25 protein-coding genes and 2 tRNA genes are annotated in these 23,150 nt (G+C 34.0%); 20 read left to right on the top strand and 7 right to left on the bottom strand.

The window, feature by feature from the left end; all coding sequences use genetic code 11:
* The first annotated feature begins 4 nt into the window (after nt 1–4).
* Together DB891_RS12285 and DB891_RS12280 are read left to right on the top strand one after the other, a co-directional pair.
* Nucleotides 5–77, top strand: a tRNA-Gly gene (locus DB891_RS12285).
* Nucleotides 78–120: 43 nt separating this feature from the next.
* Nucleotides 121–196 (top strand) — tRNA-Gly (locus DB891_RS12280).
* A 285-nt stretch (nt 197–481) separates the two neighbouring features.
* Here DB891_RS12280 and pepE read toward each other — a convergent pair.
* Nucleotides 482–1,189 carry a dipeptidase PepE gene (pepE, locus tag DB891_RS12275; RefSeq protein ID WP_116763871.1) on the bottom strand — a complete coding sequence of 236 codons (708 nt, stop codon included), beginning with the start codon at nt 1,187–1,189 and terminating at the stop codon, nt 482–484.
* Nucleotides 1,190–1,339: 150 nt separating this feature from the next.
* Between pepE and DB891_RS12270 the strand changes: the two genes are divergently transcribed.
* The 8 genes from DB891_RS12270 (at nt 1,340) to DB891_RS12235 (ending at nt 7,882) form a co-directional block, all read left to right on the top strand.
* Entirely contained in the window at nt 1,340–1,537 is a 198-nt protein-coding gene (locus tag DB891_RS12270; RefSeq protein WP_116763870.1) for a hypothetical protein, read from the top strand.
* 36 nt (nt 1,538–1,573) lie between these two features.
* Nucleotides 1,574–2,299, top strand: a complete 726-nt coding sequence (locus tag DB891_RS12265) for a carboxypeptidase-like regulatory domain-containing protein (protein WP_116763877.1) — start codon at nt 1,574–1,576, stop codon at nt 2,297–2,299.
* Nucleotides 2,289–3,032, top strand: coding sequence for a hypothetical protein (locus tag DB891_RS12260; protein WP_116763869.1), 744 nt, complete (start codon nt 2,289–2,291; stop codon nt 3,030–3,032). The genes DB891_RS12265 and DB891_RS12260 overlap by 11 nt, the downstream gene beginning before the upstream one ends.
* 173 nt (nt 3,033–3,205) lie before the next feature.
* Nucleotides 3,206–3,961: a peptidase associated/transthyretin-like domain-containing protein gene (locus DB891_RS12255; RefSeq protein ID WP_116763868.1), complete on the top strand. Its 756-nt coding sequence runs from the start codon at nt 3,206–3,208 to the stop codon at nt 3,959–3,961.
* Nucleotides 3,958–4,461 carry a DUF6702 family protein gene (locus DB891_RS12250; RefSeq protein ID WP_116763867.1) on the top strand — a complete coding sequence of 168 codons (504 nt, stop codon included), beginning with the start codon at nt 3,958–3,960 and terminating at the stop codon, nt 4,459–4,461. The genes DB891_RS12255 and DB891_RS12250 overlap by 4 nt, the downstream gene beginning before the upstream one ends.
* A 66-nt stretch (nt 4,462–4,527) precedes the next feature.
* Complete coding sequence (locus tag DB891_RS12245; RefSeq protein ID WP_116763866.1) at nt 4,528–6,771, top strand: M1 family metallopeptidase; 2,244 nt, start codon at nt 4,528–4,530, stop codon at nt 6,769–6,771.
* A 152-nt stretch (nt 6,772–6,923) separates the two neighbouring features.
* Nucleotides 6,924–7,322 (top strand): twin-arginine translocase TatA/TatE family subunit, encoded by a 399-nt coding sequence (locus tag DB891_RS12240; protein ID WP_116763865.1) that lies wholly within the window; start codon nt 6,924–6,926, stop codon nt 7,320–7,322.
* Nucleotides 7,322–7,882 carry a phosphatase PAP2 family protein gene (locus DB891_RS12235; protein ID WP_116763864.1) on the top strand — a complete coding sequence of 187 codons (561 nt, stop codon included), beginning with the start codon at nt 7,322–7,324 and terminating at the stop codon, nt 7,880–7,882. The genes DB891_RS12240 and DB891_RS12235 overlap by 1 nt, the downstream gene beginning before the upstream one ends.
* Before the next feature lie 155 nt (nt 7,883–8,037).
* Here DB891_RS12235 and DB891_RS12230 read toward each other — a convergent pair whose 3' ends face one another.
* Complete coding sequence (locus tag DB891_RS12230; protein WP_116763863.1) at nt 8,038–8,679, bottom strand: O-methyltransferase; 642 nt, start codon at nt 8,677–8,679, stop codon at nt 8,038–8,040.
* A 148-nt stretch (nt 8,680–8,827) separates the two neighbouring features.
* Here DB891_RS12230 and rlmN point away from each other — a divergent pair, with 148 nt between their 5' ends.
* Complete coding sequence (rlmN, locus tag DB891_RS12225) at nt 8,828–9,871, top strand: 23S rRNA (adenine(2503)-C(2))-methyltransferase RlmN (RefSeq protein ID WP_116763862.1); 1,044 nt, start codon at nt 8,828–8,830, stop codon at nt 9,869–9,871.
* An 80-nt stretch (nt 9,872–9,951) separates the two neighbouring features.
* Here the strand turns inward: rlmN and DB891_RS12220 are convergent, their stop codons facing one another.
* A complete protein-coding gene (locus DB891_RS12220) occupies nt 9,952–10,809 on the bottom strand; it encodes a hypothetical protein (RefSeq protein ID WP_116763861.1) in 858 nt (285 codons plus the stop codon).
* Nucleotides 10,810–11,153: 344 nt separating this feature from the next.
* Between DB891_RS12220 and DB891_RS12215 the strand changes: the two genes are divergently transcribed.
* The 5 genes from DB891_RS12215 (at nt 11,154) to dnaG (ending at nt 16,772) form a co-directional block, all read left to right on the top strand.
* The gene (locus DB891_RS12215) at nt 11,154–12,131 is read left to right on the top strand and encodes a polyprenyl synthetase family protein (RefSeq protein ID WP_116763860.1); all 978 of its coding nucleotides are present in this window, start codon (nt 11,154–11,156) and stop codon (nt 12,129–12,131) included.
* A 152-nt stretch (nt 12,132–12,283) separates the two neighbouring features.
* Nucleotides 12,284–12,856, top strand: coding sequence for an RNA polymerase sigma factor (locus DB891_RS12210; protein WP_116763859.1), 573 nt, complete (start codon nt 12,284–12,286; stop codon nt 12,854–12,856).
* Between the two features lie 39 nt (nt 12,857–12,895).
* Complete coding sequence (locus tag DB891_RS12205) at nt 12,896–13,591, top strand: hypothetical protein (protein ID WP_116763858.1); 696 nt, start codon at nt 12,896–12,898, stop codon at nt 13,589–13,591.
* Between the two features lie 29 nt (nt 13,592–13,620).
* On the top strand, nt 13,621–14,658 hold the full coding sequence (locus DB891_RS12200; RefSeq protein WP_116763857.1) for a hypothetical protein: 1,038 nt from the start codon (nt 13,621–13,623) through the stop codon (nt 14,656–14,658).
* 137 nt (nt 14,659–14,795) lie between these two features.
* Nucleotides 14,796–16,772 carry a DNA primase gene (dnaG, locus tag DB891_RS12195; protein ID WP_116763856.1) on the top strand — a complete coding sequence of 659 codons (1,977 nt, stop codon included), beginning with the start codon at nt 14,796–14,798 and terminating at the stop codon, nt 16,770–16,772.
* Here the strand turns inward: dnaG and DB891_RS12190 are convergent.
* Together DB891_RS12190 and nadE are read right to left on the bottom strand one after the other, a co-directional pair.
* Nucleotides 16,769–17,398, bottom strand: a complete 630-nt coding sequence (locus DB891_RS12190; RefSeq protein ID WP_116763855.1) for a response regulator transcription factor — start codon at nt 17,396–17,398, stop codon at nt 16,769–16,771. The genes dnaG and DB891_RS12190 overlap by 4 nt on opposite strands.
* A 92-nt stretch (nt 17,399–17,490) precedes the next feature.
* Nucleotides 17,491–18,282, bottom strand: coding sequence for an NAD(+) synthase (nadE, locus tag DB891_RS12185; RefSeq protein WP_116763854.1), 792 nt, complete (start codon nt 18,280–18,282; stop codon nt 17,491–17,493).
* A gap of 233 nt (nt 18,283–18,515) precedes the next feature.
* Here nadE and gldB point away from each other — a divergent pair, with 233 nt between their 5' ends.
* The gene (gldB, locus tag DB891_RS12180) at nt 18,516–19,472 is read left to right on the top strand and encodes a gliding motility lipoprotein GldB (protein WP_116763853.1); all 957 of its coding nucleotides are present in this window, start codon (nt 18,516–18,518) and stop codon (nt 19,470–19,472) included.
* Nucleotides 19,472–19,807, top strand: a complete 336-nt coding sequence (gldC, locus tag DB891_RS12175) for a gliding motility protein GldC (RefSeq protein WP_116763852.1) — start codon at nt 19,472–19,474, stop codon at nt 19,805–19,807. Before gldB ends, gldC begins: the two co-directional genes overlap by 1 nt.
* Nucleotides 19,808–19,878: 71 nt before the next feature.
* Here gldC and yihA read toward each other — a convergent pair whose 3' ends face one another.
* Together yihA and DB891_RS12165 are read right to left on the bottom strand one after the other, a co-directional pair.
* Nucleotides 19,879–20,508: a ribosome biogenesis GTP-binding protein YihA/YsxC gene (gene yihA, locus DB891_RS12170; RefSeq protein WP_116763851.1), complete on the bottom strand. Its 630-nt coding sequence runs from the start codon at nt 20,506–20,508 to the stop codon at nt 19,879–19,881.
* A gap of 30 nt (nt 20,509–20,538) precedes the next feature.
* Nucleotides 20,539–21,312: an alpha/beta fold hydrolase gene (locus tag DB891_RS12165; protein WP_116763850.1), complete on the bottom strand. Its 774-nt coding sequence runs from the start codon at nt 21,310–21,312 to the stop codon at nt 20,539–20,541.
* Between the two features lie 372 nt (nt 21,313–21,684).
* On the opposite strand from DB891_RS12165, the gene DB891_RS12160 reads away from it, so the two are divergent.
* Nucleotides 21,685–22,158: a division/cell wall cluster transcriptional repressor MraZ gene (locus tag DB891_RS12160; protein ID WP_116763849.1), complete on the top strand. Its 474-nt coding sequence runs from the start codon at nt 21,685–21,687 to the stop codon at nt 22,156–22,158.
* Complete coding sequence (gene rsmH / locus DB891_RS12155; protein ID WP_189337143.1) at nt 22,133–23,053, top strand: 16S rRNA (cytosine(1402)-N(4))-methyltransferase RsmH; 921 nt, start codon at nt 22,133–22,135, stop codon at nt 23,051–23,053. Before DB891_RS12160 ends, rsmH begins: the two co-directional genes overlap by 26 nt.
* Nucleotides 23,054–23,150 lie beyond the last annotated feature (97 nt).

Genomic DNA, 23,150 nt, shown 5'->3' with positions numbered 1-23,150 from the left:
TAATGCGAAAGTAGCTCAGTTGGTAGAGCTCCAGCCTTCCAAGCTGGTTGTCGCGAGTTCGAGCCTCGTCTTTCGCTCTAAGTCAATTTTGATTTAAAGGGTTAAATTTTAATGATTAATGCGAAAGTAGCTCAGTTGGTAGAGCTCCAGCCTTCCAAGCTGGTTGTCGCGAGTTCGAGCCTCGTCTTTCGCTCCAAAACCCCAAACTAAAGTTTGGGGTTTTTTTGTGCGAAATTTTAACCATTAAGAGATTAAGTAAATTAAGAATCGCTTTTCCTTAATGAGTCTTAATGTCTTAATGGTTTTTTTGCATTTAATATTTTATCACAACTTTTAGAATTGATCTTTAATAGCCATATTTCAATGCAATGGATTCGTGTGATTTTTGTAAAAACTAAACTAGCAATTAGTGCTAATTAGTGCAATTCGTGTTGAAATTTCTACAACTGAGTAGTTGCAATCTTCTAATGGTTTTTAATTTTTATTTCAAATCGCTTAAATCGCTTCCGCTTTCTAATTCTTTAGCTTCTTGATTTTGTCTAAAAAGACGCGCTTGTAAATTTCCTTTTAAAGTGATTTTTTCTCCTTTTACGTCTAGCCAACTTCCTTCTCTTAATCCTAAAACCGGTAACGAATTGAAAGCATGAAATTCCTTTATCCTGGTTTCTCTGGTTTCTCCCATATGTTTGGACTGGTCGTCTGGGTCTAAATAATGCGCATTCAAATTAAATGGTATCAATCCTAACGTTTGAAAGCTGGGTGGGTAAACAATAGGCATGTCATTGGTAGTTTGCATCGTTAATCCGCAAATGTTGCTTCCTGCGCTAGTACCCAAATAGGGAGTTCCTGCTTTAACGGTTTCGGCTAAAACGTCCATGATTTTATTTTTATACAATTGTGTAACCAATAAAAAAGTATTGCCTCCCCCTGTAAAAATGCCTTCCGCTTTTTGAATAGCTTCCTCAGGGTTTTCGTATTCATGAAGTCCTTGGACCGTTTTATTTATTTTGGCGAAAGCCAAAGCAACTTTAGCGGTGTATTCTTCATGAGTAATGCCACTGGGTCTTGAAAAAGGGATGAAAAGAATTTTTTTGCAATCTTGAAAATGCAAACTTAATTCGGGTAATAAATATTCTAGATACTCTCCTCCAGGAAGAGTTGAGGTACTGGCGATAATGCAATTTTTCATTTCATTTAAGTAAATAAGTTTAGTGTAAAGATATAAAATGAAACTTTTTAAAAGAGGAGGGTAAATTTTTAATTAACAAATTTTTACCAAACCATTAGTAATTAATTTGGAAGAGATTAGGATACTTTTACATTTTACAAATGATAAATCATGACAAAAGTTATTGTATGCTTGATTCAGTTTTTGGTTTTAATTACGATGCAAATAGTGTCGCAAATAACTGTTTGTGACGAGCAAAAGGATAAGGAAATTTTAAAGGTTTATACTGAAAAGGAAAATCATGTTGAAAAATGCGAAGCCAAAAAGGAACTGAAAACAATTAAAAAAAATCAGACAATTATAGCTTAATAATTAGAAATGGTTCTAAAACCAAAAAATCAGCTTGTGAAAAACAACATTACCCTTCTTATTATTTTTCTTTTTTTTGCCCAATTTTTATCTGCACAAGCGGGATTGGAAAAATGGGTTAAGGGGCAAATAATGTCAGAGGCTATTCCTCTGGAAGGGATAAATATCATTAATACTTCCAGTAAAATTAATTCGATTTCAGATCAATATGGTAATTTCTCTATTGTGGCAAAGGAAGGAGATGTTCTGAGTTTCTCCGCGGCTGATTATGAGTCTTTGCGAAAAATCATAAACAAACAAGAATTCAAATTGGGTAGCATTGTCGTGAATATGACGGCTACAAGTGTAGAATTGAAGGAAGTAATTATTAATGGAAATTCTGAAATAAGTGCCGAGAATTTAGGAATAATCCCTCGGGGCCAAATAAAGTTAACCCCAGCTGAAAGGAAAGTATACACGGCTACTTCTACTCCTACAGATGCGCTGTTGAATTATTTCTCGGGCAGAACCAAAATGCTCAAAAAAGAAGTGGAACTCGAGAAAAAAGAAGTTTTGAGGGCAAAATTAGAATACCTTTTTGAAGACAAATATTATATCGAAACCTTAAAAATACCTGAAGAACTCATCAAGGGTTTTCAATATTATTGTGTAGAAGATGCTGGCTTTGCTAGTTCTTTGCAATCAAAAAACAAGACCATGAGTATGTTTTTGATCGTGGGTCTGGCATCTAATTATAATCAAAAAAGGGTTTATGGGAAATAGATTGGGTGTCGTTATTTTGTTTTTGTTAAGTCATTTTTGTTTTGGGCAAACGCAATTAAGGCAATCCTTGCATGGACAAGTAATCAATGATTCTATTGCTGTAGAAAACGGCTACGTGTTTAATTTAAATTCAAAAACGACCACTTTTATTGGTGCCAATGGTTTTTTTGATATAATGGCCATGCCAAAAGACACTTTGTTACTTACTAGTTTGGCTTTAAAATCAAAGAAAATGGTTTTAACTGATATGGATTTTAAACAAAGGCTATTTGTTGTAAAAACAGAGTTGTTCAACAATCAGTTAAAAGAAGTTGTTGTAAGAAAACAAATTACCCCCAAAATTTTGAGTTCAAAAGAAATTTTAGGGATGAAGTTTATGGATGATGCTCAGTCTTCTCCAATAAATAGAACCATGCCTTATTACGGAATTGAGAATGGAGCTGATTTTGGCGAAATATTTACGTTGATTGGTGGTTTGTTCAAAAAAAAGAATGGGAAAAAACTGTCTACTTTGCCAGATGAAATTTTTATGGAGAAAGTGCAAAGGGATTTTAAGCCAGAATTTTTTAAAAACACCTTAAAACTTAAGGACGAGGAAGTGGCTCTTTTCTTGATTTTTTGTGAAGCAGATGAAAATGCAAAGAAAATATTGAATTCGAATAATACCTTTCAGATGATGGATTTTTTGATTACTAAAAATATTGCTTTCAAAAAGTTACTTCAGTCTAAATAAGGCATTCAATAGATTTTCAATTTCTGATTTTGACACTTTTAATTCCTGAAAATTTTCATAAAAAATAACACATAGTCATAGATTATTGAATCAAATAAAGTTGTAAATTTAATAGATTCAAAAATACCAATTTTAATAGTTGGTGTTTTTTATTAAATTTTAAAAGATCACAAATGAAAAGTAAAATAGGAATCCTTATTTTGTTGATGTGTTGTCAAGTTTGTTTGGGTCAAATCCTGACCAGAAAATCATTGCACGGTAGGGTTGTAAATGATTCTATCGCAATAGAAAATGGGTTGGTTTTTAATGTAAATGCCAAAACGGGATCTATTATAGACCAGAAAGGCTATTTTAGTATTTTGGTAAAAGCAAAAGACACCTTAGTTTTTTCCAGTTTAGGATTTAAGAGCAAAAAAATAGTACTTACCGAAAAGGATATTTCCTCTTCTTTTTTTAGAGTCAATCTTCAGGCAATTGCCCGTCAATTGATAGAAGTGGTGGTTCATGCCAAAAAAGGGTCACCACCCGAATTTGGAAACACTCAAAGTATTGTTGATACACAATATTATGATGATGCGTTGTCTTCACCGGAAAATCCTTTAATGATGCCAACGGGCACAGGTGATAATGGGATAGATTGCATTCGAGTTTATAATATGGTTTTTAAAAATTTGAAAAAAACCAATCCTAATAAAACCGATTTTGTTTCGGATATGGGTTTTACATCCATAGCGATGAAAAGTGTTAGTTATTCTTTTTTTACCAACACTCTAAAACTGGATGATGATGAGATAGGTTTATTTCTTCTTTTTTGCGAAAACGATCCGAAGTCTAAAACGTTTGTCAGCACAAGCAAACAATTCGACATCATGGATTTTTTAATAACAAAAAACGAGGAGTTCAAAAATATTACTACTTTTGAAAAATGAAAAAGGTAATAATTTATGGGCTTTTAGGGTTCTTTTTGATGTCGTTAAGCAGTTTTGCTGTGCATAAGTTTTATATGGCGATTTATCAAATTAATTTTGCACCCGAAAAGAAAATGCTTCAAATTACTTCCCGTATTTTTCTGGATGACTTCAATGGTGCTTTAGCAAAAAAATACAATAAAAAAACCTTTTTAGGAACCGATAAAGAGTCAGTTGAAGATGTCGGTTTATTAAAAAAATACCTTGCCGAAAATTTCTCTATTAAAGTAAATGGACAACCCAAAACCATGAATTTTTTGAGTAAAGAAATGGATGGAGATGTACTCGTTTGTTATTTGAATATCAAAGAAATTTCAAAAATAAACACACTCGAAATTCATAATTCGGTACTAATTGATTGTTTTGCAGAACAGCAAAATATCATACATCTAGCTGTATTTGAAACCAAAAAAAGCTTTCTTTTTACAGAGACTTATACTAAACAAGTGTTAAAGTATTGAGGGATATTAACAATTCTATTTAAAATTGTTATTTTCACGGCCTAAAAACAACTCGAACGCTAGTATATGAGAAAATTTTCATTATTATTTATTCTTCCAACAATTTTATTGGCACAAGAAAAAGTAGTTACACCAACTGTAAAGCAGCCGGGTAAATATGACACCAATAAATTCAGTCAAATGTATGATTTGTTGGCAACTCCCAATATGTTTCGTACCGCATCTGGAGCTCCAGGCCCAGCCTATTACCAACAACAAGCCGATTATAAAATTGACATAGAACTTGATGATAAAAACGCAAAATTAAGTGGTTCTGAAACAATAACGTACCATAATAATTCTCCTGACAGTTTGGAGTATTTATGGATACAATTGGATCAAAATCAAGCGGCCAAAAATTCTCAGTCTCCATTAGTCGAAAATGAGAAAATAGAAGCTGTTTTGCCTGTTGCAAAATTTGCCAATGAATATTTGAAACAAGGATTGGATCGTGGTTTTAATATAGAATATGTAAAAGATGCTAAGGGAAGTCCAATGTCTTATACTGTCAATCAAACCATGATGCGCATCAATTTGGCTACGCCAATGAAGCCTGGAACGAGTCTTTCTTTTTCTATCAAATGGTGGTATAACATCAATAATTACCAACAAGACGGTGGGCGTTCCGGTTATGAGTTATTCGAAAAAGAAGGCAATAGATTGTACGTTATAGCACAATTTTACCCAAGAATGGCAGTGTATAATGATGTAGAAGGTTGGCAAAACATGCAATTTTGGGGTGGTGGTGAATTTGCGCTGCCTTTCGGGAATTTTGATGTAAATATTACCGTTCCTGCAGACCATATTATGGATGCAACGGGAGAGTTAATGAACAGAAGCGAAGTCTTTACGGCTGAACAGGTAAAAAGATACGAATTGGCTCAAAAATCATTTGATAAGCCTGTGGTTATTGTAACTCAAGCCGAAGCTGAAGCTGCTGAAAAAGGATTCTCGGATAAAAAGAAAACTTGGAAATTCAGTGCTAAAAACGTTAGGGATTTTGGAATAGCGACTTCAAGAAAATTCATTTATGATGCAATGGCGGTTCAATTGAGCAGCAAAGTAGTAATGGCCGAATCGGTTTATCCTAAAGAAGCGAATCCACTTTGGGGAGAAACGTCTACAATGACAGTAGCACATACGTTAAAAAGTTATTCTTCACATACATTTGATTATCCATATCCAAAAGCGGTTTCTGTTTCGGCAGAAGATCAAGGAATGGAATACCCTATGATTTGCTGGAATTACGGACGTCCAGATGCGAATGGAGTGACTAGCGAGCAAATTAAAAACGGGATGATAGGTGTTGTGGTTCATGAAGTAGGACACAATTTTTTTCCTATGATTGTCAATTCGGATGAGCGTCAATGGACATGGATGGACGAGGGTTTGAACTCTTTTATGGAGTATATGGCTGAACAAGAATTGGGAACCAATTACCCTTCAAGACGTGGGCCGGCAAAAAATATTGTTCCTTATATGAGTGGCGATCAAAAATTCTTGGAACCGATTATGTCTAACTCCGAAAATATCATTCAATTTGGGAATAACGCCTACGGGAAACCAGCTACGGGACTTAATATTCTTAGAGAAACTATTATGGGAAGAGAGTTGTTTGATTATGCTTTTAAGGTATATGCCAACAGATGGAAATTCAAACACCCAACACCTGAAGATTTTTTTAGAACGATGGAAGATGCTTCGGCAGTCGATTTAGATTGGTTTTTTAGAGGTTGGTTTTACTCGACAGACTTTGTAGATATCGGTATTAACGAGGTAAAGCAATATTATGTTACCGAAACACCAACACTTGCTTTGAAAGAGGCTAAAGTAAGAAAAGGTCGTTTTGGACAGGAAAAAGGTCCATTCGTGTATTTAATTGCTGGGGATAACCCAGAATTGGATCCATCTTCGAAGAAATCTTTAAAAATAGAAGAAGTAGCATTACTTTCAGATTATGTAGATAAAAATATTGCTCCTGCAGAAAAAGGAAACTTGAAAAACCCAAAGTATTTCTATGAGGTAGAATTCAATAAACCAGGTGGAATGCCAATGCCTATTATTGTTCAAATTACCTATGAAGACGGAACGGTAGATAATTATAAATACCCTGCACAGATTTGGAGACAAAATAACGAAACGGCTAAGAAAGTGTATGCTACCACTAAAGCAATAAAACAAATTCAAATCGATCCAAAACTAGAAACAGCTGATATTGATGTGACCAATAATTCATGGCCAAAAGTAGAAGTGAAATCAAAGTTCGATTAATTTTAAGGAGAAGAGACTAAGTTACAAAGATGCTAAGTTCCTATCCCGATAGCTATCGGGATTGAAACTTAGCATCTTTGTTCTTTTTAAGACAATTTTAAAAGACAAAGTTTTAAAATTTAATATCTTTGTCACATTAAAACACAAAAATTATGTTTGGAATAGGAGGAGGCGAATTAGTTTTTATTATGTTTATAGTTTTGATGCTTTTCGGTTCAGACAAGGTGCCAGAAATGGCAAGGACTATGGGGAAAGCTATGGCGCAACTCAAAAACGCTACCAATGATCTCAAAAGTGAAATTCAAAAAGGAGCCGAAGCCAATGGTTTTGATCAAAAAACCTTGAATGACTTAACAGGTAATGTTAATTCCGAAATTGATAAAGTAAAAACAAATCTTTTAGGCGAAACGTCCAATACATTCAGCGGAATTACGGATACATTCACTTCCGAAGTCAATAAAACCAAAGATAGTTTACTAAGTGGCACAACGACTCCTGATGCAGCATCTCTTTTAGATGATCTAACAGGGCCTATAAAACGCCAAATGTAATGCTCGAAAAAATACTTGCTCTAGATACCCAATTATTTATTTATCTCAACAGCTTAGGATCTGAAAACTATGATGGGCTTTGGCTTATTATAACCAAACAGTTTTATTGGACTCCATTTTTTCTGCTCTTATTTTATCTTATTTATAAAAAATTAGGAGTAAAGCAAACTTTGTTTTTGTTGCTTTTTGTTGCCTTTTTGATAACAGCTACAGACCAAATTACCAATCTATTCAAATATACATTCCAAAGGTTAAGACCTTGTAACAATCCCGAAATTAACACTTTTATTAGAGTCGTTCAAGTGCGTACTTCTTTTAGTTTTTTCTCCGGACACGCAGCCAATACCATGGCGGTGGCAACTTTTTTATATCTTAACTTTAAGAACGAATTCAGATACTTCGGTTTATTGTTTCTATGGCCGTTAATCTTTGCTTACAGTAGGATTTACTTAGGCTTGCATTATCCTTTAGACATTCTTACAGGATATTTATGCGGATTCTTAACCGGTTTTGCCATTTACAAAGCCTACCAATGGGCAATTAAAAGAAAAAGGATTTAAGATTTTTGATTGTAGATTAACGATTTAAGATTTCGTTGAGGAAAAAAATCGTCTGTTTTAGAGTGATTTTGTTGCGTTTTTTAATTTTAGAAATGCTTTGCAAGTTGCTATAGATCGGCAGTAAATCAAAAATCGTTAATCAAAAATCTGCAATCTTAAATCACCCTACTAACCGTCAATCCATCTCGAATAGGTAATAAAACCGTTTCTACTCTCGGGTCGTCTTTAAGTAATTGATTGTATTCTACCAGTATTTTGGTGCTGATGTCATTCGGGTGTATTGGTTCCAGAACTTTGCCGCTCCACAATACATTATCCGATAAAATGATGCCACCTTTATTCATTTTTGGCAGAATCAATTCAAAATAGTTAAGGTAGTTTTCTTTGTCGGCATCGATAAAAACCAAATCAAATTTTAGATCTAGATTTGGGATGATATCCACAGCTTCTCCCAAATGTTGTACAATCTGTTTCCCCCAAGGAGATTTGTCAAAATGCTTGCGTTGAAAATCGACCAACTCTTCCTTGATGTCTATCGTGTGCAATTGTCCGTTTTCCTGCATGCCTTCGCACAAACACAAAGCCGAGTAACCCGTGTAAGTCCCGATTTCCAGGATATTCATAGGTCGGATCAATTTAGACAACATACTCAAAACCCGCCCCTGAAAATGACCACTCAGCATTCTAGGCAACAATATTTTTTGATAGGTTTCTTTGTTTAAAGCCGCCAGTAATGGGGGTTCTTTTTCAGAATGTTGCTCAATATAATCTTCTAAATCTTGGGAAATAAAATGCATTTTGTGGGTTGTTGAAATTTCGGGTAAAGTTACAAATTTCTATATAAGGTAGGGAGTATATAAGGTAGGAATGGTTTTTTTAGCTTACTTATTCTTAAAATTTTGCTATCAAAACAACAATTCAACAAATTGTCATTAAATTTGCACCATGCAAATTGAGAAAAAAGACATACGAGCACTATCCAAAGACCAATTGAGAGATTTTTTTGTAACCAATGGAGATAAAGCTTTTCGTGGGAATCAAGTCTATGAATGGTTGTGGAGTAAAGGAGCGCACAGTTTTGAGGATATGACGAATGTGGCCAAAACTACTCGTACGATGCTAGAAGAACATTTTGTGATCAATCACATCAAAGTAGATACGATGCAGCGTAGTGAAGACGGAACGGTTAAAAATGCGGTTCGTTTGCACGATGGTTTAGTGGTGGAGAGTGTTTTAATACCTACTGCTACCAGAACTACTGCTTGTGTATCGAGTCAAGTAGGGTGTAGTTTGGATTGTAATTTTTGTGCAACGGCTCGATTGAAACGTATGCGAAATCTAGAACCTGCTGAAATTTACGATCAAGTAATCGCTATAGATAAAGAGAGTAGGCTGTATTACAATCATCCGCTGTCGAATATTGTTTTTATGGGAATGGGTGAGCCGCTTATGAATTATAATAATGTTTTGAAGGCGATTGAAATGATTACCTCTCCCGAAGGATTGGGAATGTCTCCGAAAAGGATTATGGTTTCGACTTCGGGTGTGCCAAAAATGATTAAAAAATTGGCAGATGATGATGTTAAATTCAAGTTGGCAGTTTCTTTGCACTCTGCAATTGATGAAATCCGTTCTCGAATTATGCCTTTTAGCGAGAATTTTCCTTTAGCTGATTTAAGAGAGTCATTAGAATATTGGTACCGAAAAACAAAAAGTAAAATATCGTATGAATATGTGGTGTGGAAAGATATCAATGATAACAAAGCTTCTATTGATGCCCTAGTGAAATTTTGTAAATACGTTCCTTGCAAGGTCAACCTAATAGAGTACAATCCAATTGATGATGGAGAATTTCAACAAGCCTCAGAAGAATCTATAAATGCCTATATAAAAGCATTAGAGTCCTCCGGAATTGTTGTGAAAGTAAGACGAAGCCGAGGTAAAGATATAGATGCCGCCTGCGGACAATTGGCCAATAAAGAAGCCTAGATTTAAAAGTGTACAAATAAGAAAGCCTTAAAAAGTAGTGTGAGTTACTTTTTAAGGCTTTCTGTTTTATAATAAACCTTCTATTTCTTTAATTCTATTGTAGTAGTAATACCTCCAGTGGTTACAGTAGCGACATTGTCACATTCTCCAGTTCCAAAATCTACCAAAATTTCAACATCATTTTTGGTTTTCAGTACAGTACCCGAAACAGGGAATGGTTTTTTGCAAGCCATTACAAAACGCAGAGGGGTTTTAATAATGCTAGACCAATTGTTGCCATTTGGCATGGTTGTAGCACCGCTTCCTGTAACAAGGAAAACATTGTCGCTCCAAATGCCTTTGGTATCGTAGCCTTCCACCATTTCTTTCACTCTATTTCCTGTTCTAGTATAAACGGATCCGTCTTCAAAAGTTACGGTAATATCGATGGTACATGTAAATACGGGATGTACAGCAGCTAGTAGCTCAGTACTTTTAAGTGATCTGGTAATGGTTTTGCTGCCTTGAATTTTTTTGCCGTTATGGTAAAATGCATCAAAACTATAGGTAATGGTTTGCTCGGCAGTTGTGAAATTACCAGAGAAAGTAATGGTTATTTTGCCTTTTAAAACATTTCCGTTTTCAAGAGTACAGCCTTCTGTCCCAAAATCAATTGTTCCTGTAAAAATACCATCCTTTAAAGTCCACGATACTATAGCGCAAGCAGGTAGCATGCTTTTTATGGTTTCTGTAGACTTACTGGTCATACTTTGTTTCATCGAAAATTGGTCTTCTGCAATATTAGACAGATCTTCAATTGAAGCATCAATTTTTGAATCAATTGCAACTTGTTCTGAAGCGGTAGTTGCTGTTGAATTTTGATCTTTGTCATTTGATTCGCAGCTAATAAAAAAGGCTATCGCCATAAATGAGCCAATAAATAATTTTTTTGTTTTCATAATAAAATGGTTTTTAGGTTTTCTGTTTGATGTTTAAATTTGGAAAAGGTTTAACCTCAAGTGAGATTGTTTTTTTTGTTTTTTAAAGTATAAGTGTTTTTAAGTCAGTTGGTGTGCTGCTTTTTTGTAAATAAAGCACTTGTTTTAGGCTTGATAAAAATTAGAAGTTATGGCTTTTACCATTTGTAAAATTAATGTCATAGAATTTTGCGTTTTACAAGGTGTTTTTTGAGTACGCTATACTGAAATATGTTTTGTAGGAATTAAAATCCACAAAAAAAACAATATAGTTGTGTAATTTGATAAACGTTTTTTTTATTTAAAATAGTATATTTGGTGTCTAAATGAATATTACTTCACAAATAAAGCAGCCAATTTTACACGAAATGGAACTTTTTGAAAAAAAGTTCTATGAATCGATGACTTCAAAAGTGGCGCTTTTGAATCGTATTACCTATTATATCGTCAATAGAAAAGGAAAGCAAATGCGACCTATGTTTGTTTTCTTGATGGCGAAAATGGTTTCAAAAGGTGTTGTTGATGAGAGAACGTATCGAGGTGCTTGTGTAATCGAATTGATTCATACCGCAACTTTGGTTCACGATGATGTGGTGGATGACAGTAATCGTCGAAGAGGTTTCTTCTCTATAAATGCCCTTTGGAAAAATAAAATTGCCGTTCTAGTTGGGGATTATTTATTGTCCAAAGGATTGTTGCTTTCTATAGATAATGGAGATTTCGATTTGCTCAAAATTATTTCGGTTGCGGTGCGTGAAATGAGTGAGGGAGAGTTACTACAGATTGAAAAAGCCCGAAGATTAGACATTACCGAAGCTATTTATTACGAAATAATCCGAAAAAAAACAGCCACTTTAATTGCGGCCTGTTGTGCTCTTGGGGCAAAATCGGTTATTGATGACGAGATTCAGGTAGAGAATATGCGAAAATTTGGCGAACTCATCGGAATGGCTTTTCAAATAAAAGATGATTTGTTCGATTATTCAGAAGAAGCGATCGGTAAACCAACCGGTATCGACATCAAAGAGCAAAAAATGACATTGCCGCTTATTCATGTTCTCAATACCTGTACTTCAAAAGAGAAAAGTTGGCTTATTAATTCGATAAAAAACCACAATAAGGATAAAAAAAGAGTAAAGGAAGTTGTTGCTTTTGTAAAGGAAAATCATGGTTTGGCTTATGCCGAAAATAAAATGGTAGAATTTCAACAAGAAGCATTATTGCTTTTAAATAATTATCCTGACTCTGAATTTAAATCGGCCCTGATTTTAATGGTCAATTACGTTATTGAAAGAAAGAAGTAAATTCTAAGTCTAAAAAAAAGCATTTTTTTTAAACACCTGACAAATAGCTACTTGTACTATTTGTCTAAATAAATTGTACTTTTATTTTAAATCCATGCAACCTTTTTGTCTTAATTCTCGTCTATAGTTATAGAAACACTTTTTAAACGATTTTGAAAGTAATTAATTTACATCAGGAAGAAAACGAAATAATCACATTGGCTGTTAAAAACAACCGACAGGCTCAACAATGCATTTATTCTAAATACGCCTCAAAAATGTTAAGTGTTTGTAGGCAATACATAAAAGACGTTCAATTAGCCGAAGATGTGATGATTACCGCTTTCATGAAAGTATTTGTGAACTTAAGTCGATTTGAAAACAAAGGAAGTTTTGAAGGCTGGATTCGGAGAACGATGATTAATGAATGTATTTCATTTATTAGAGTTCAAAAGAAAGTTCATTTTTTAGAAGACACCGTTGGTTTTGAAGAAGTGGGTAATGAAACCGATATTCAGTTTTCTATTGAAGATATTCAAGGTTTAATCGATAGTTTGCCGGATGGTTATAAAATCGTTTTTAATCTATTTGTCATAGAAGGGTATAAACACAAAGAAATTGCAAGTATGCTGGGTATTAATGAAGGTACTTCGAAATCGCAATTTGCCCATGCCCGAAGAATTTTGAAAAGTCAAATTAGTATTTTAAAAAATAAAGAGAAGTATTCTTGTGTGCAAACAATATAACCTTCATTTATTTCTAAGAATCAAGAAAGATATAATGCCATGAAAAATAGTGTCATAGAAAATCAATTTAGAGAAAAGATTAATACTAGGGAGATTGTCCCTTCAAAAGCTTCATGGGATAGATTGGACGCTATGCTTACTGTTGCCGAAAAGCCAAAGCGCAATTTTAAATGGATGTATATTGCCGCCAGTTTTTTAGGATTTTTAATGATAAGCACTTTGTATTTCGACAAAAATAAGAAAGGAGCAATCATTAATAATGATAATATAGTTGTTAATGAGCCAAAAATTACTCCTGAAATAAGTGTAAAGTCTGTTAAAGTGAACTTGGTGAAAGTTGAAACGACAAAAGTTGTTGAAAAGAAATTAGCATCAAAAGAAATGAAATCAGAGATTGATTCTAATAGTATAGTATCAAATGCAGCAATTCAAGTTGCACAAAAAGGTATCATTGAAGAGCATCCAATACCAATCATCAATCAAAAAGCGGAACAGAAATTAGTTTTGCAAAAATCAAAGTATGTTAATGTTGACGAACTATTAGCATCCGTAGATAATGCCACTCAGGAGAATGGTCTTAGAGTAGTCAAATTCAATGTTAAAGTAAATTCGAATGAATTACTTACTCAAGTGGATGGCGAATTAGATCTTAGTTTTAGAGAAAAAGCAATTAAAACTGTTAATCAAAAATTTAGAACAGCTAAATTGGCTTTGAGCAATCGAAATTCAAAATAAATCATCAATCACATTAAAAAAAAACAATCATGAGGAATTTTAAAATTTACTTAGTAGTATTCGTATGTCTAATTGCCAACAAAATGTTGAGTCAAGAATCGTTTGAAGGTAGGGCAAAAGAGATCGCATCAAAGATAGATGCTGTTGTAAAAGAAGAAAAAAAAGAGTTGAAAGTTGAGGTTGAAGCAGTAAATGAACAATTGGCGGAGGGTAAATTAACGAACGAAGAGGCTGACGAAAAGAAGAAAGTTTTAGCAGAATCGAGAGCGAATGCAATAGAGACCAAAGTCGCTAAATTAGAAGAGGAACTCCATGTATTAGTCCAAGAAAAAGTGGATGGGAAAATCCAAAACATTGATACTTCGAAGACCATTACCATTCATTTTAGTAAAGATTATTTTTCGAATAAAAAACGTTCTAATGGTGAAAAAAGAACCACTTCTCAATTTGTATTTGCTTTTGGGGTAAATAATTTGATAACAAATGAACAAATAGCCCATTCTGATTTTAAATATTGGAAATCACACTTTTATGAATGGGGTTTTACCTATAACACCAGAGTTTTAAAAGAAGATAATCTGTTGCATTTTAAGTACGGAATGTCACTGATGTATAACAATATCCGTTCAACCGATAGCCGTTATTTTGTTAAAAATGGCGCCCAAACAGATTTAGTAGCTAGTTCTGTTCATTTAGACGAATCTCGATTTAGAAACGTTTATGTTATGGTGCCGCTGCATTTGGAATTTGATTTTACCAAAAAAGAAATACGGGATGAAGCTAATTACTTTAAGACACATAAAAGTTTGCGAGTTGGATTTGGGGGATATGCTGGGTTTAGAGTAAAATCAAAACAAATTCTTTGTTTTGATGATGCTAGCGGGAATGGTGTGGAACAAAAAACCAAGGGAAATTATAATGTAAATGATTTTAATTACGGGTTAAGTACTTATGTTGGTTATAGAGCAACAAGTGTATATTTGAAATATGATTTGAAACCCTTGTTTGAAAACAATCCAGTGGATCAAAACAATATTTCATTAGGACTTCGTTTTGATTTTAATTAGAATTAGTTAGTATTTTGTTTTGAAAAGTGTTTCAGCGATGAAGCGCTTTTTTTATTTTGAATTATAAAGTTTGATTTGTGTATTTTTGTATTCGCTCGAATTTTCGAGCCTTTTACAACTAAATATTCTCATACGTTTTGATATCACAAGCAACCATAGATACTGTTTTTGAAACTGCTCGAGTAGAGGAGGTTATTGGAGATTTTGTACATTTAAAAAGAGCAGGAAGTAATTTCAAAGGGTTGAGTCCATTCTCGGATGAGCGCTCTCCCTCTTTCATGGTTTCTCCAGCAAAAGGAATTTGGAAAGATTTTAGTTCGGGTAAAGGGGGTAACTCAGTGGCTTTCCTGATGGAACACTCGCATTTCACCTATCCGGAAGCGATTCGGTTTTTGGCCAAAAAATACAATATAGAGATTGAGGAAACGGAACAATCGGACGAGGATAAATTAAATACTGACGTTCGCGAAAGTATGTATTTAGTTTCTGAATTTGCCAAGAAATATTTTCACGACATTCTTTTGAACTCCGAAGAAGGCAAAGCCATTGGGCTTTCGTATTTTAAAGAACGTGGTTTTACTAGCGATACCATCAAGAAATTTTCGTTGGGATATTCTCCGGAAACGTGGGATGCTTTTACAAAGGAAGCATTAGGGAAAGGATATAAAATGGAATTTCTTGAAAGTACCGGTTTGACCATTGCTAGAGAAGATCGACCATTTGACCGATTCAAAAGCAGGGTAATGTTTCCTATACAGAGTATGTCGGGAAGAGTGCTTGGTTTTGGAGGTCGAATTTTGACGAATGATAAAAAATCAGCCAAATACTTAAACTCACCGGAGAGTGATATTTACCATAAAAGTAAAGTGCTGTATGGTATTTTTCAGGCCAAACAATCGATAGCGAAATTAAATAATTGTTTTTTGGTTGAAGGGTATACTGATGTTATTCAGTTTAATCAAGCGGGAATCGAGAATGTGGTAGCTTCATCAGGTACTGCACTTACGCCGGATCAAATACGATTAATCAATAGGCTGACAAAAAATATCACTGTGCTTTTTGATGGCGATGCTGCAGGGCTTCGTGCTTCTGTTCGTGGAATTGACTTGATTCTGGAGGAAGGGATGAATGTAAAAGTATGTGCTTTTCCTGATGGAGAGGATCCTGATAGTTTTGCTCGAAAAACGTCCTATGATGATTTGGTGGCTTATTTGGATACGAATGCGAAGGATTTTATACAGTTCAAAGCGTCTCTTTTGATGAATGATGCCAAGAATGATCCTGTCAAAAAAGCGGATTTGATTCGGGATATGGTGACTAGTATTTCAAAAATACCGGATAGAATTCAACGCGAAATTTATATTCAGGAATGTTCAAGAATTATGGATATTTCGGAGCAAGTCTTGACGAGTACTTTGGCTCAGCTGGTTCAAAAAGATATAACCGAGGTTGGAAAAAAAGTAAAGCAAGATCAAAAGGCTTTTGAAGTTGTAAAAAATGAAAGCCCAGTTCAAGGGGCAAAAGTGGATGTGCTCTATCGTTTGGAACGCAAAATAATTGAAATTCTATTGTTATACGGAAATAAAACGGAAGAGTTTGAAGATGTATTTTTGAAAACCAACGAAGATGGAGAAATTGAAAATGTAATAGAGAGAAAGGAGTACAAAGTATATCAAAGGGTGTATTTGAGTTTGCAGGAAGATGAGGTAGAATTGGCGAACCCTTTATTTAGAGATATTTTTAATGACTTAATTCAGTATTTTCTTCAAAATGAAAATTTAGAAATTGAAAAATATTTAATGCATTTGAATTCTGATTTTGCTCAAGAAGTAACAGATATTCTCATGGAAGATGAAAGAGTTGTCTTGCATAATTGGGAGGGGCAAAACATTATTCCTAAAACTAAAAGCGAAACCATTGGTCAGTATGTCTCTGAAACTATACTTACGATGCGTTGGTATTTAGTCGACAAAATTATTGATGAATTAAAAAACTCTGTATCAAATGAACCAGGTTCAGATAATACAGAGTCGATGTCAATGGCGATGGATTACTACAAGCTAATTAATTCGTTTTCGAAAAAATTAGGAAGAGTAATGTCGCGTTACAGTTAAACGATTTCTAAAGTTTTAGCTTTGTTTACTAAATCTACTAGATTTGTAACGTTTAATTTAGTTAACAATCGTAACTTGTAAGTACTGATTGTTTTTTCGTTGAGTGTTAATATCTCAGCGATTTCATGATTTTTCTTACCATCACTTAAATAACGCAAAACTTCAACTTCACGGTTTGACAGTTTTCTGTACAAACGTTCGCTTTTGCTTTGTTTCGCTATTAAAGCAATGTTTTTCATGACTGTTTCATTCATGATTATTTTTCCTTGGTTCACTTTAATGATCGATTGACCTAAAGTTTCAAGCTTTTCAGTTTTGTGAACAAATCCAGAAACCCCTGCTTTAATGGCATTTGGGGCGTAAATCTGTTCTGAAAGACCGCTGTAAAAAATAATTTTTGTTTTTGGAAAGTTTTTCAAAATCGATTTGACTTCGAAAATGCTAGATAATCCTTCGAGTTCTAAGTCCAAAACTAAAACATCGATTTCCTTCGTAAGAAGGATGTCTTTCACCATTGGAAAATTTCCTACGTTTGCAACGATGGAAATGTCCGCATGGTCTTTAAAGTACGATTTGATTCCAAAATGTACTACAGGATAGTTATCTGCTAAACAAACTTTGATCATGGTATTTATTTTTAGGATTGTTTATGAAGCTATAAAATTATGAAAAAAAAATGAATAAGTCTAATTTTTCGGACAAATTATTTTTTTCATAATTAAAAAGTGCAGACAGGTATAGGAATCATCTTATGTTGGTTGTTTTTGTTGAGTTTTTTGTAAATTTTTAACACTTCTAGCTCTCTTTCTGAAAATGAATTTGAAGCTGTTTTTTCCTCTTCTATGGTCATTGCCCACTCTAATTCGTTGTAACTTGCTCCTATTTGGTCTTCATCTGTTCGCTCATCCCCAAATAACCCATCAGTAGGGGCTGCTGTTAAAATAGAATCTGGAACTTTTAAATAGCTGCCTAAGGCATATACTTCGGATTTCATTAAGTCTGCAATTGGACTCAAATCAACACCGCCATCTCCATATTTAGTAAAAAATCCAACGCCAAAATCTTCTACTTTGTTTCCTGTACCAGCTACCAATAGACCGTAAATGCCTGCGAAATAATATAAAGTGGTCATTCTTAGTCGGGAACGTGTGTTCGCAAGTGATAAATGTAGCTTGTGTAAATCACTTGTTTCTGGAACCTGTTTTTGAAAATCTTCAAAAACCGATGTCAAGTCTGCTTCAACACTAGTGACGTTTGGAAATTGTTTTTTTAATTGGTCAATATGCTCACGCCCACGGGTAACATGACTGTGCGCCTGATGAATTGGCATTTCAACACATAATACTTTAAGTCCGGTTTGGGCACATAGTGTTGAGGTTACCGCAGAATCCACTCCTCCAGATATACCAATTACAAATCCATTAACTTTTGAATTCTCTGCGTATGTTTTCAACCAATTCACAATGTGTAAGTTGATTTTTTCAATTTCAAGGGTCCTTTTTTTAGTCATAATAGTTTAAGTTTTAAAAAGCAGGGATGTATATTTGCAAAATAAATAAATAGAGCAATTGATTCGCTGTTTGTTTGGAAACAAATTTAATTAAAATATAATAAATGAAATGAGTATACCGTAAATTGGTCGTAAAAACCAATGAAGATATGCAAAACGGAGTTCGATGACTCCAATAAAATATAAACGGTCATCAATTCCATATTCAAATAAAAAACAAATATTATCTCCATATGAAATTATATCTATTACCTATAGTTTTTTGTTTGCTTTTCTGGTCTTGCGATCAAAAAACTAAAGTCGAAAAAGCAATAGAAGAAACTCCTGTAGCAATAAAAGTAGAACGTTTTGATAAAATATTTTTTGAAACCCCTCCTGCAGCTCTAGCGAAAGTAAAAAAGCAATTTCCTTATTTTTTCTCTCCACAGATAAATGATACAGTGTGGTTGAATAAAATGCAAGCGCCTATTTGGAGAGAAGTCTATACAGAAGTTCAAAAAAAATATTCTAATATAGAAAGTGTGCAAAATGATTTAGAAACTTTGTATAAGCATATGAAATATTATTTTTCAGAAACAAAACAGCCGAAATTGATCACGTTGATTTCGGACATGGACTATAATAATAAAGCGATTTATGCCGATTCATTAGTGATTATTTCTTTAGAATTATATCTAGGAAAAGATCATAAGTTTTATCAATTTCCAAAATACATTAAGCAAAATTTCGAGCAAAGCCAAATCATGCCAGATATTGTGACCAGTTTTTCTGCTAGAAAAATTGCTCCTCCTACAGATAAAAATTTCGTGTCTCAAATGATTTATTTTGGGAAACAACTGTACTTAAAAGATGTTTTGTTACCAGAGTCTAGCGATGCCGATAAAATGGGATACACTCCAGAGCAAATTGTTTGGTGTCAGGAAAATGAAGGCTATATTTGGCGTTATTTTGTTGAAAGACAAATGCTTTTTAGTGACGAACAAAAATTAACGAATCGCTTTATTGATCCCGCCCCTTTTTCTAAATTTTATTTAGAGATAGATAATGATTCTCCTGGACAAGTTGGAGTATGGATCGGATGGCAAATGGTTCGCTCTTTTATGGCAAATAATGATGTTACGGTAGCCCAGTTAATGAAAACGGATGCCAAAGAAATTTTCGAAAAATCTAAATACAAACCCAAGAAATAATGTCAAATAAAAATACCTCAGAAATAAAATTTCTAATCGAATTAGATGAAAACCGTGTTCCGGAAAAACTTTTTTGGACAGCAAAAGACGGTGGAGTAGAGCTTTCAGAGTCAAAAGCAATTATGCTTAACGTTTGGGATAGCAAAGCCAAGGAAAGCATGCGCATCGATTTGTGGACCAAAGAAATGCCGGTTGATGAAATGAAGATTTTCTTCCATCAGACCTTAGTTGCTATGGCAGACACTTTTAAAAGAGCGACAAATGATGAGAAAATGGCAGATACGATGCTAGATTTTTGTGATTATTTTGCCGAAAAATTAGATTTGAAAAAATAGTTGACATAAAAAATCCCAAAACCAGATAATTACGGTTTTGGGATCTTTTTATTTTGTAGAAGTTCTGTTTTCTAGAATCCCGAATTGTCAGGATTGTTTTTGAATACCTCTTGGTTTACTTCGTCTATATAGCTTAACAACTCTTCTTTGCCGGTAGATTCTGTAGCAGATGTTACAAAGTATTGTGGCATTTCGGCCCAGTTGTTGGCAAACATTTGTTTCTTGTACGCAGCAATATGGGAATCGATTTTTACTTTACTGATTTTATCTGCTTTGGTGAAAATAATGCAAAACGGAATTTCGCTTTCTCCCATATACGACATGAATTCAATATCGATAGTTTGTGCTTCATGACGAATGTCTATTAAAACAAAGGCACAAACCAATTGCTCTCTTGTTTCAAAATAATCAGTGATGAATTCTTGAAAAATAGATTTCGTTTTTTTAGAAACTTTAGCATAACCATAACCGGGTAAATCAACAAGAAACCAATTGCTGTTAATTAAGAAGTGGTTGATTAGTTGTGTTTTTCCGGGTCTTCCAGAAGTTTTTGCTAATTTTTTGTGGTTCGTCAGCATATTGATCAGTGAAGACTTACCAACATTAGATCGACCAATAAAAGCATATTCGGGCATAAAATCCTTAGGACATTTGCTTACGTCAGAGTTGCTTATTATAAATTCGGCAGTATTAATTTTCATTGTTTGTGGGTGTAAAATTCGCCTTTCGGTCTAGTGTTCTGCTAAATGGGTGTGTGTTAACCAATCCTCAAGGTGTTTATTGAACTCCTCAGGTTGTTCCATCATAGCGGCATGTCCGCATTTGTCAATCCAGTATAAGGTTGAATTAGGTAATAATTTGTGAAATTCTTCGGCTACATCTGGTGGCGTAACTTTGTCGTTTTTTCCCCAAATAATGCAAGTCTGAACGTGCATTTTTGGTAAATCTTTGGCCATATTATGACGAATTGCACTTTTGGCAATAGTCAACGTTTTTATTAATTTGATTCGGTCATTTACCGTTGCGTATACTTCATCGATAAGTTCAGGAGTTGCTATTTTAGGATCGTAAAAAACATCTTCGGCTTTTTTCTTGATGTATTCGTAGTCACCTCTTTTCGGGTAACTGTCCCCCATAGCACTTTCGTATAAGCCCGAACTACCTGTGATTACAAGTCCCGAAACTTTTTCCGGAAACATTTTGGTGTGGTATAATGCGATATGACCTCCCAATGAATTCCCTAAAAGTATTACTCTATCCAGTTTTTTGAAAGTAATGAAGTTCTTCACATAAACAGCAAAGCTTTTCACATTCGTTTTTAAAATATTTTGAGTGTAAATAGGCAAATCGGGAATGATGATTTTGTATCCTTTATTGGAAAAATAACTAGCTACAGCGTCAAAATTACTTAGTCCCCCCATTAAACCGTGAAGAATAACAATTGGAATTCCTTCTCCTGCTTCGTAATAACTGTATTTACCTTCTTGTTTGTAATACTTTTCCATTTTTATTTATGACAATTTCAATTTGCAACAAATATAAGGTTTAAAAAATTAAAAATAATTTTAACAGCTATTTTTTAACCTTTTATTCTTTTAACAAAATAGGATGCTAATTTGTCTTAAATGATACTCTTTTCGTTTTTTAATGTTGAAATTTTAATATATCTAAGGATCCTTTTTTTTGAATAAATCTTAACCTTTTTTGCATAACACAACCTTTCTTACAAAGAAAATAGTATAAAGCTAATGTGTTGATTGTCCATAAACTAAGGGTTTTTGGTTCAAAGTGGTTAAACTTATTAACAAAGTGGGGGATAGTGGTAAAATGTGGTAAAATTTTATATATTTTTGCTTAATACAATTAATACAATTTACTTGGACACAATTATAGGGACATATGAGTGTAAAGTCGATGCAAAAGGGCGGGTATTATTACCTGCTCCCTTAAAAAAGCAATTGGCTTCCTCGCTTCAAAACGGTTTTGTTTTGAAGCGTTCTGTATTTCAGCCATGTTTAGAATTGTACCCGATGGAAGAGTGGGATTTGATGATGAAAAAAATCAATAAACTCAACCGATTTGTAAAAAAGAATAATGATTTTATCCGTCGATTTACTGCTGGCGTAAAAGTGGTAGAAATAGATGCATTGGGTAGATTGTTGGTTCCTAAAGATTTAGTGGTATTTGCCAGTATTTTTAAAGATGTGGTTTTTTCATCTGCTGTTAATATCGTAGAGATTTGGGACAAAGATTTGTATGAAAAATCAATAGATGGAGAAGATGTTGATTTTGCGGATTTAGCCGAGGAGGTAATGGGAAATTTAAATGACGACGACAATGGAATATCATAATCCAGTATTGCTTCACGCTTCTGTTGATGGGTTGAATATTAACCCAGATGGGATTTATGTGGATGTTACTTTTGGAGGTGGAGGACATTCAAAAGAAATTTTGAGTAGACTTGGTCCGAACGGAAAATTATTTGCTTTTGATCAAGACGAAGACGCTTTGGCGAATGCTTTGCCTGATGAAAGGTTTACACTTATTAACGAAAACTTTAGATTTATAAAAAGATTTCTGCGTTTTTATGGTGTAAAAGAGGTTGATGGGATTTTGGGAGATTTAGGCGTTTCTTCACATCAATTTGATGTGGCTGAAAGAGGTTTTTCTACCCGTTTTGATGCCGAATTGGATATGCGAATGAGTCAGAAAAATGATTTGAATGCCTATCGAGTGGTCAATGAGTATGATGAGGATAATCTTAAAAGAGTGTTCTTGGATTATGGGGAATTGAAAAACGCACCAGTTTTGGCAAGAACAATTGTAGAGGCTAGAGAAAATCGATTAATCAAAACTACAGATGAATTGAAAGAAGTTTTGGCGAAATTTTTGCCAGAAAGAGTTCGAAATAAAATATTGGCTCAAATCTATCAAGCGATTCGTATAGAGGTAAATCAAGAAATGGATGTTTTGAAAGAATTTTTAGAACAATCCCTTGAGATTTTAAAACCAGGCGGGAGGTTAAGTGTGATTTCTTATCATTCATTAGAGGATCGATTGGTGAAACGATTTATCAAAAACGGAATGTTCGAAGGAGAGCCAGAGCGTGATTTTTATGGTAATTTCTCGGTACCTTTTAAAACAGTCGGAAAATTAATTGTTCCCGATCAAGCCGAAATCAAGATAAATAATAGAGCGAGAAGTGCAAAATTAAGAATTGCAGAGAAAAGGGAAAAGAAGGTTTAAGGTTTAAAAGTTTAAATGTGTTTTAATTGTTTAAGGATGATTTGAATTTTGGAGTTTGTAAACTAAAAACTAAAAACAAAAAACTAAGAAAAGACAG

The sequence above is a fragment of the Flavobacterium laiguense genome, from assembly GCF_003097655.1.
GTDB lineage: Bacteria > Bacteroidota > Bacteroidia > Flavobacteriales > Flavobacteriaceae > Flavobacterium > Flavobacterium laiguense.
The sequence above is the reverse complement of the archived record's forward strand: the minus strand, read 5'-3'. Positions and strand labels throughout refer to the sequence as shown.

Bases quoted from the DNA above. Each gene is read 5' to 3' on its own strand.
- pepE (WP_116763871.1), bottom strand. From the start codon at position 1,189: ATGAAAAATTGCATTATCGCCAGTACCTCAACTCTTCCTGGAGGAGAG.
- DB891_RS12270 (WP_116763870.1), top strand. From the start codon at position 1,340: ATGACAAAAGTTATTGTATGCTTGATTCAGTTTTTGGTTTTAATTACG.
- DB891_RS12260 (WP_116763869.1), top strand. From the start codon at position 2,289: ATGGGAAATAGATTGGGTGTCGTTATTTTGTTTTTGTTAAGTCATTTT.
- DB891_RS12255 (WP_116763868.1), top strand. From the start codon at position 3,206: ATGAAAAGTAAAATAGGAATCCTTATTTTGTTGATGTGTTGTCAAGTT.
- DB891_RS12250 (WP_116763867.1), top strand. From the start codon at position 3,958: ATGAAAAAGGTAATAATTTATGGGCTTTTAGGGTTCTTTTTGATGTCG.
- DB891_RS12245 (WP_116763866.1), top strand. From the start codon at position 4,528: ATGAGAAAATTTTCATTATTATTTATTCTTCCAACAATTTTATTGGCA.
- DB891_RS12240 (WP_116763865.1), top strand. From the start codon at position 6,924: ATGTTTGGAATAGGAGGAGGCGAATTAGTTTTTATTATGTTTATAGTT.
- DB891_RS12235 (WP_116763864.1), top strand. From the start codon at position 7,322: ATGCTCGAAAAAATACTTGCTCTAGATACCCAATTATTTATTTATCTC.
- DB891_RS12230 (WP_116763863.1), bottom strand. From the start codon at position 8,679: ATGCATTTTATTTCCCAAGATTTAGAAGATTATATTGAGCAACATTCT.
- rlmN (WP_116763862.1), top strand. From the start codon at position 8,828: ATGCAAATTGAGAAAAAAGACATACGAGCACTATCCAAAGACCAATTG.
- DB891_RS12220 (WP_116763861.1), bottom strand. From the start codon at position 10,809: ATGAAAACAAAAAAATTATTTATTGGCTCATTTATGGCGATAGCCTTT.
- DB891_RS12215 (WP_116763860.1), top strand. From the start codon at position 11,154: ATGAATATTACTTCACAAATAAAGCAGCCAATTTTACACGAAATGGAA.
- DB891_RS12205 (WP_116763858.1), top strand. From the start codon at position 12,896: ATGAAAAATAGTGTCATAGAAAATCAATTTAGAGAAAAGATTAATACT.
- DB891_RS12200 (WP_116763857.1), top strand. From the start codon at position 13,621: ATGAGGAATTTTAAAATTTACTTAGTAGTATTCGTATGTCTAATTGCC.
- DB891_RS12190 (WP_116763855.1), bottom strand. From the start codon at position 17,398: ATGATCAAAGTTTGTTTAGCAGATAACTATCCTGTAGTACATTTTGGA.
- nadE (WP_116763854.1), bottom strand. From the start codon at position 18,282: ATGACTAAAAAAAGGACCCTTGAAATTGAAAAAATCAACTTACACATT.
- gldB (WP_116763853.1), top strand. From the start codon at position 18,516: ATGAAATTATATCTATTACCTATAGTTTTTTGTTTGCTTTTCTGGTCT.
- gldC (WP_116763852.1), top strand. From the start codon at position 19,472: ATGTCAAATAAAAATACCTCAGAAATAAAATTTCTAATCGAATTAGAT.
- yihA (WP_116763851.1), bottom strand. From the start codon at position 20,508: ATGAAAATTAATACTGCCGAATTTATAATAAGCAACTCTGACGTAAGC.
- DB891_RS12165 (WP_116763850.1), bottom strand. From the start codon at position 21,312: ATGGAAAAGTATTACAAACAAGAAGGTAAATACAGTTATTACGAAGCA.
- rsmH (WP_189337143.1), top strand. From the start codon at position 22,133: ATGACGACGACAATGGAATATCATAATCCAGTATTGCTTCACGCTTCT.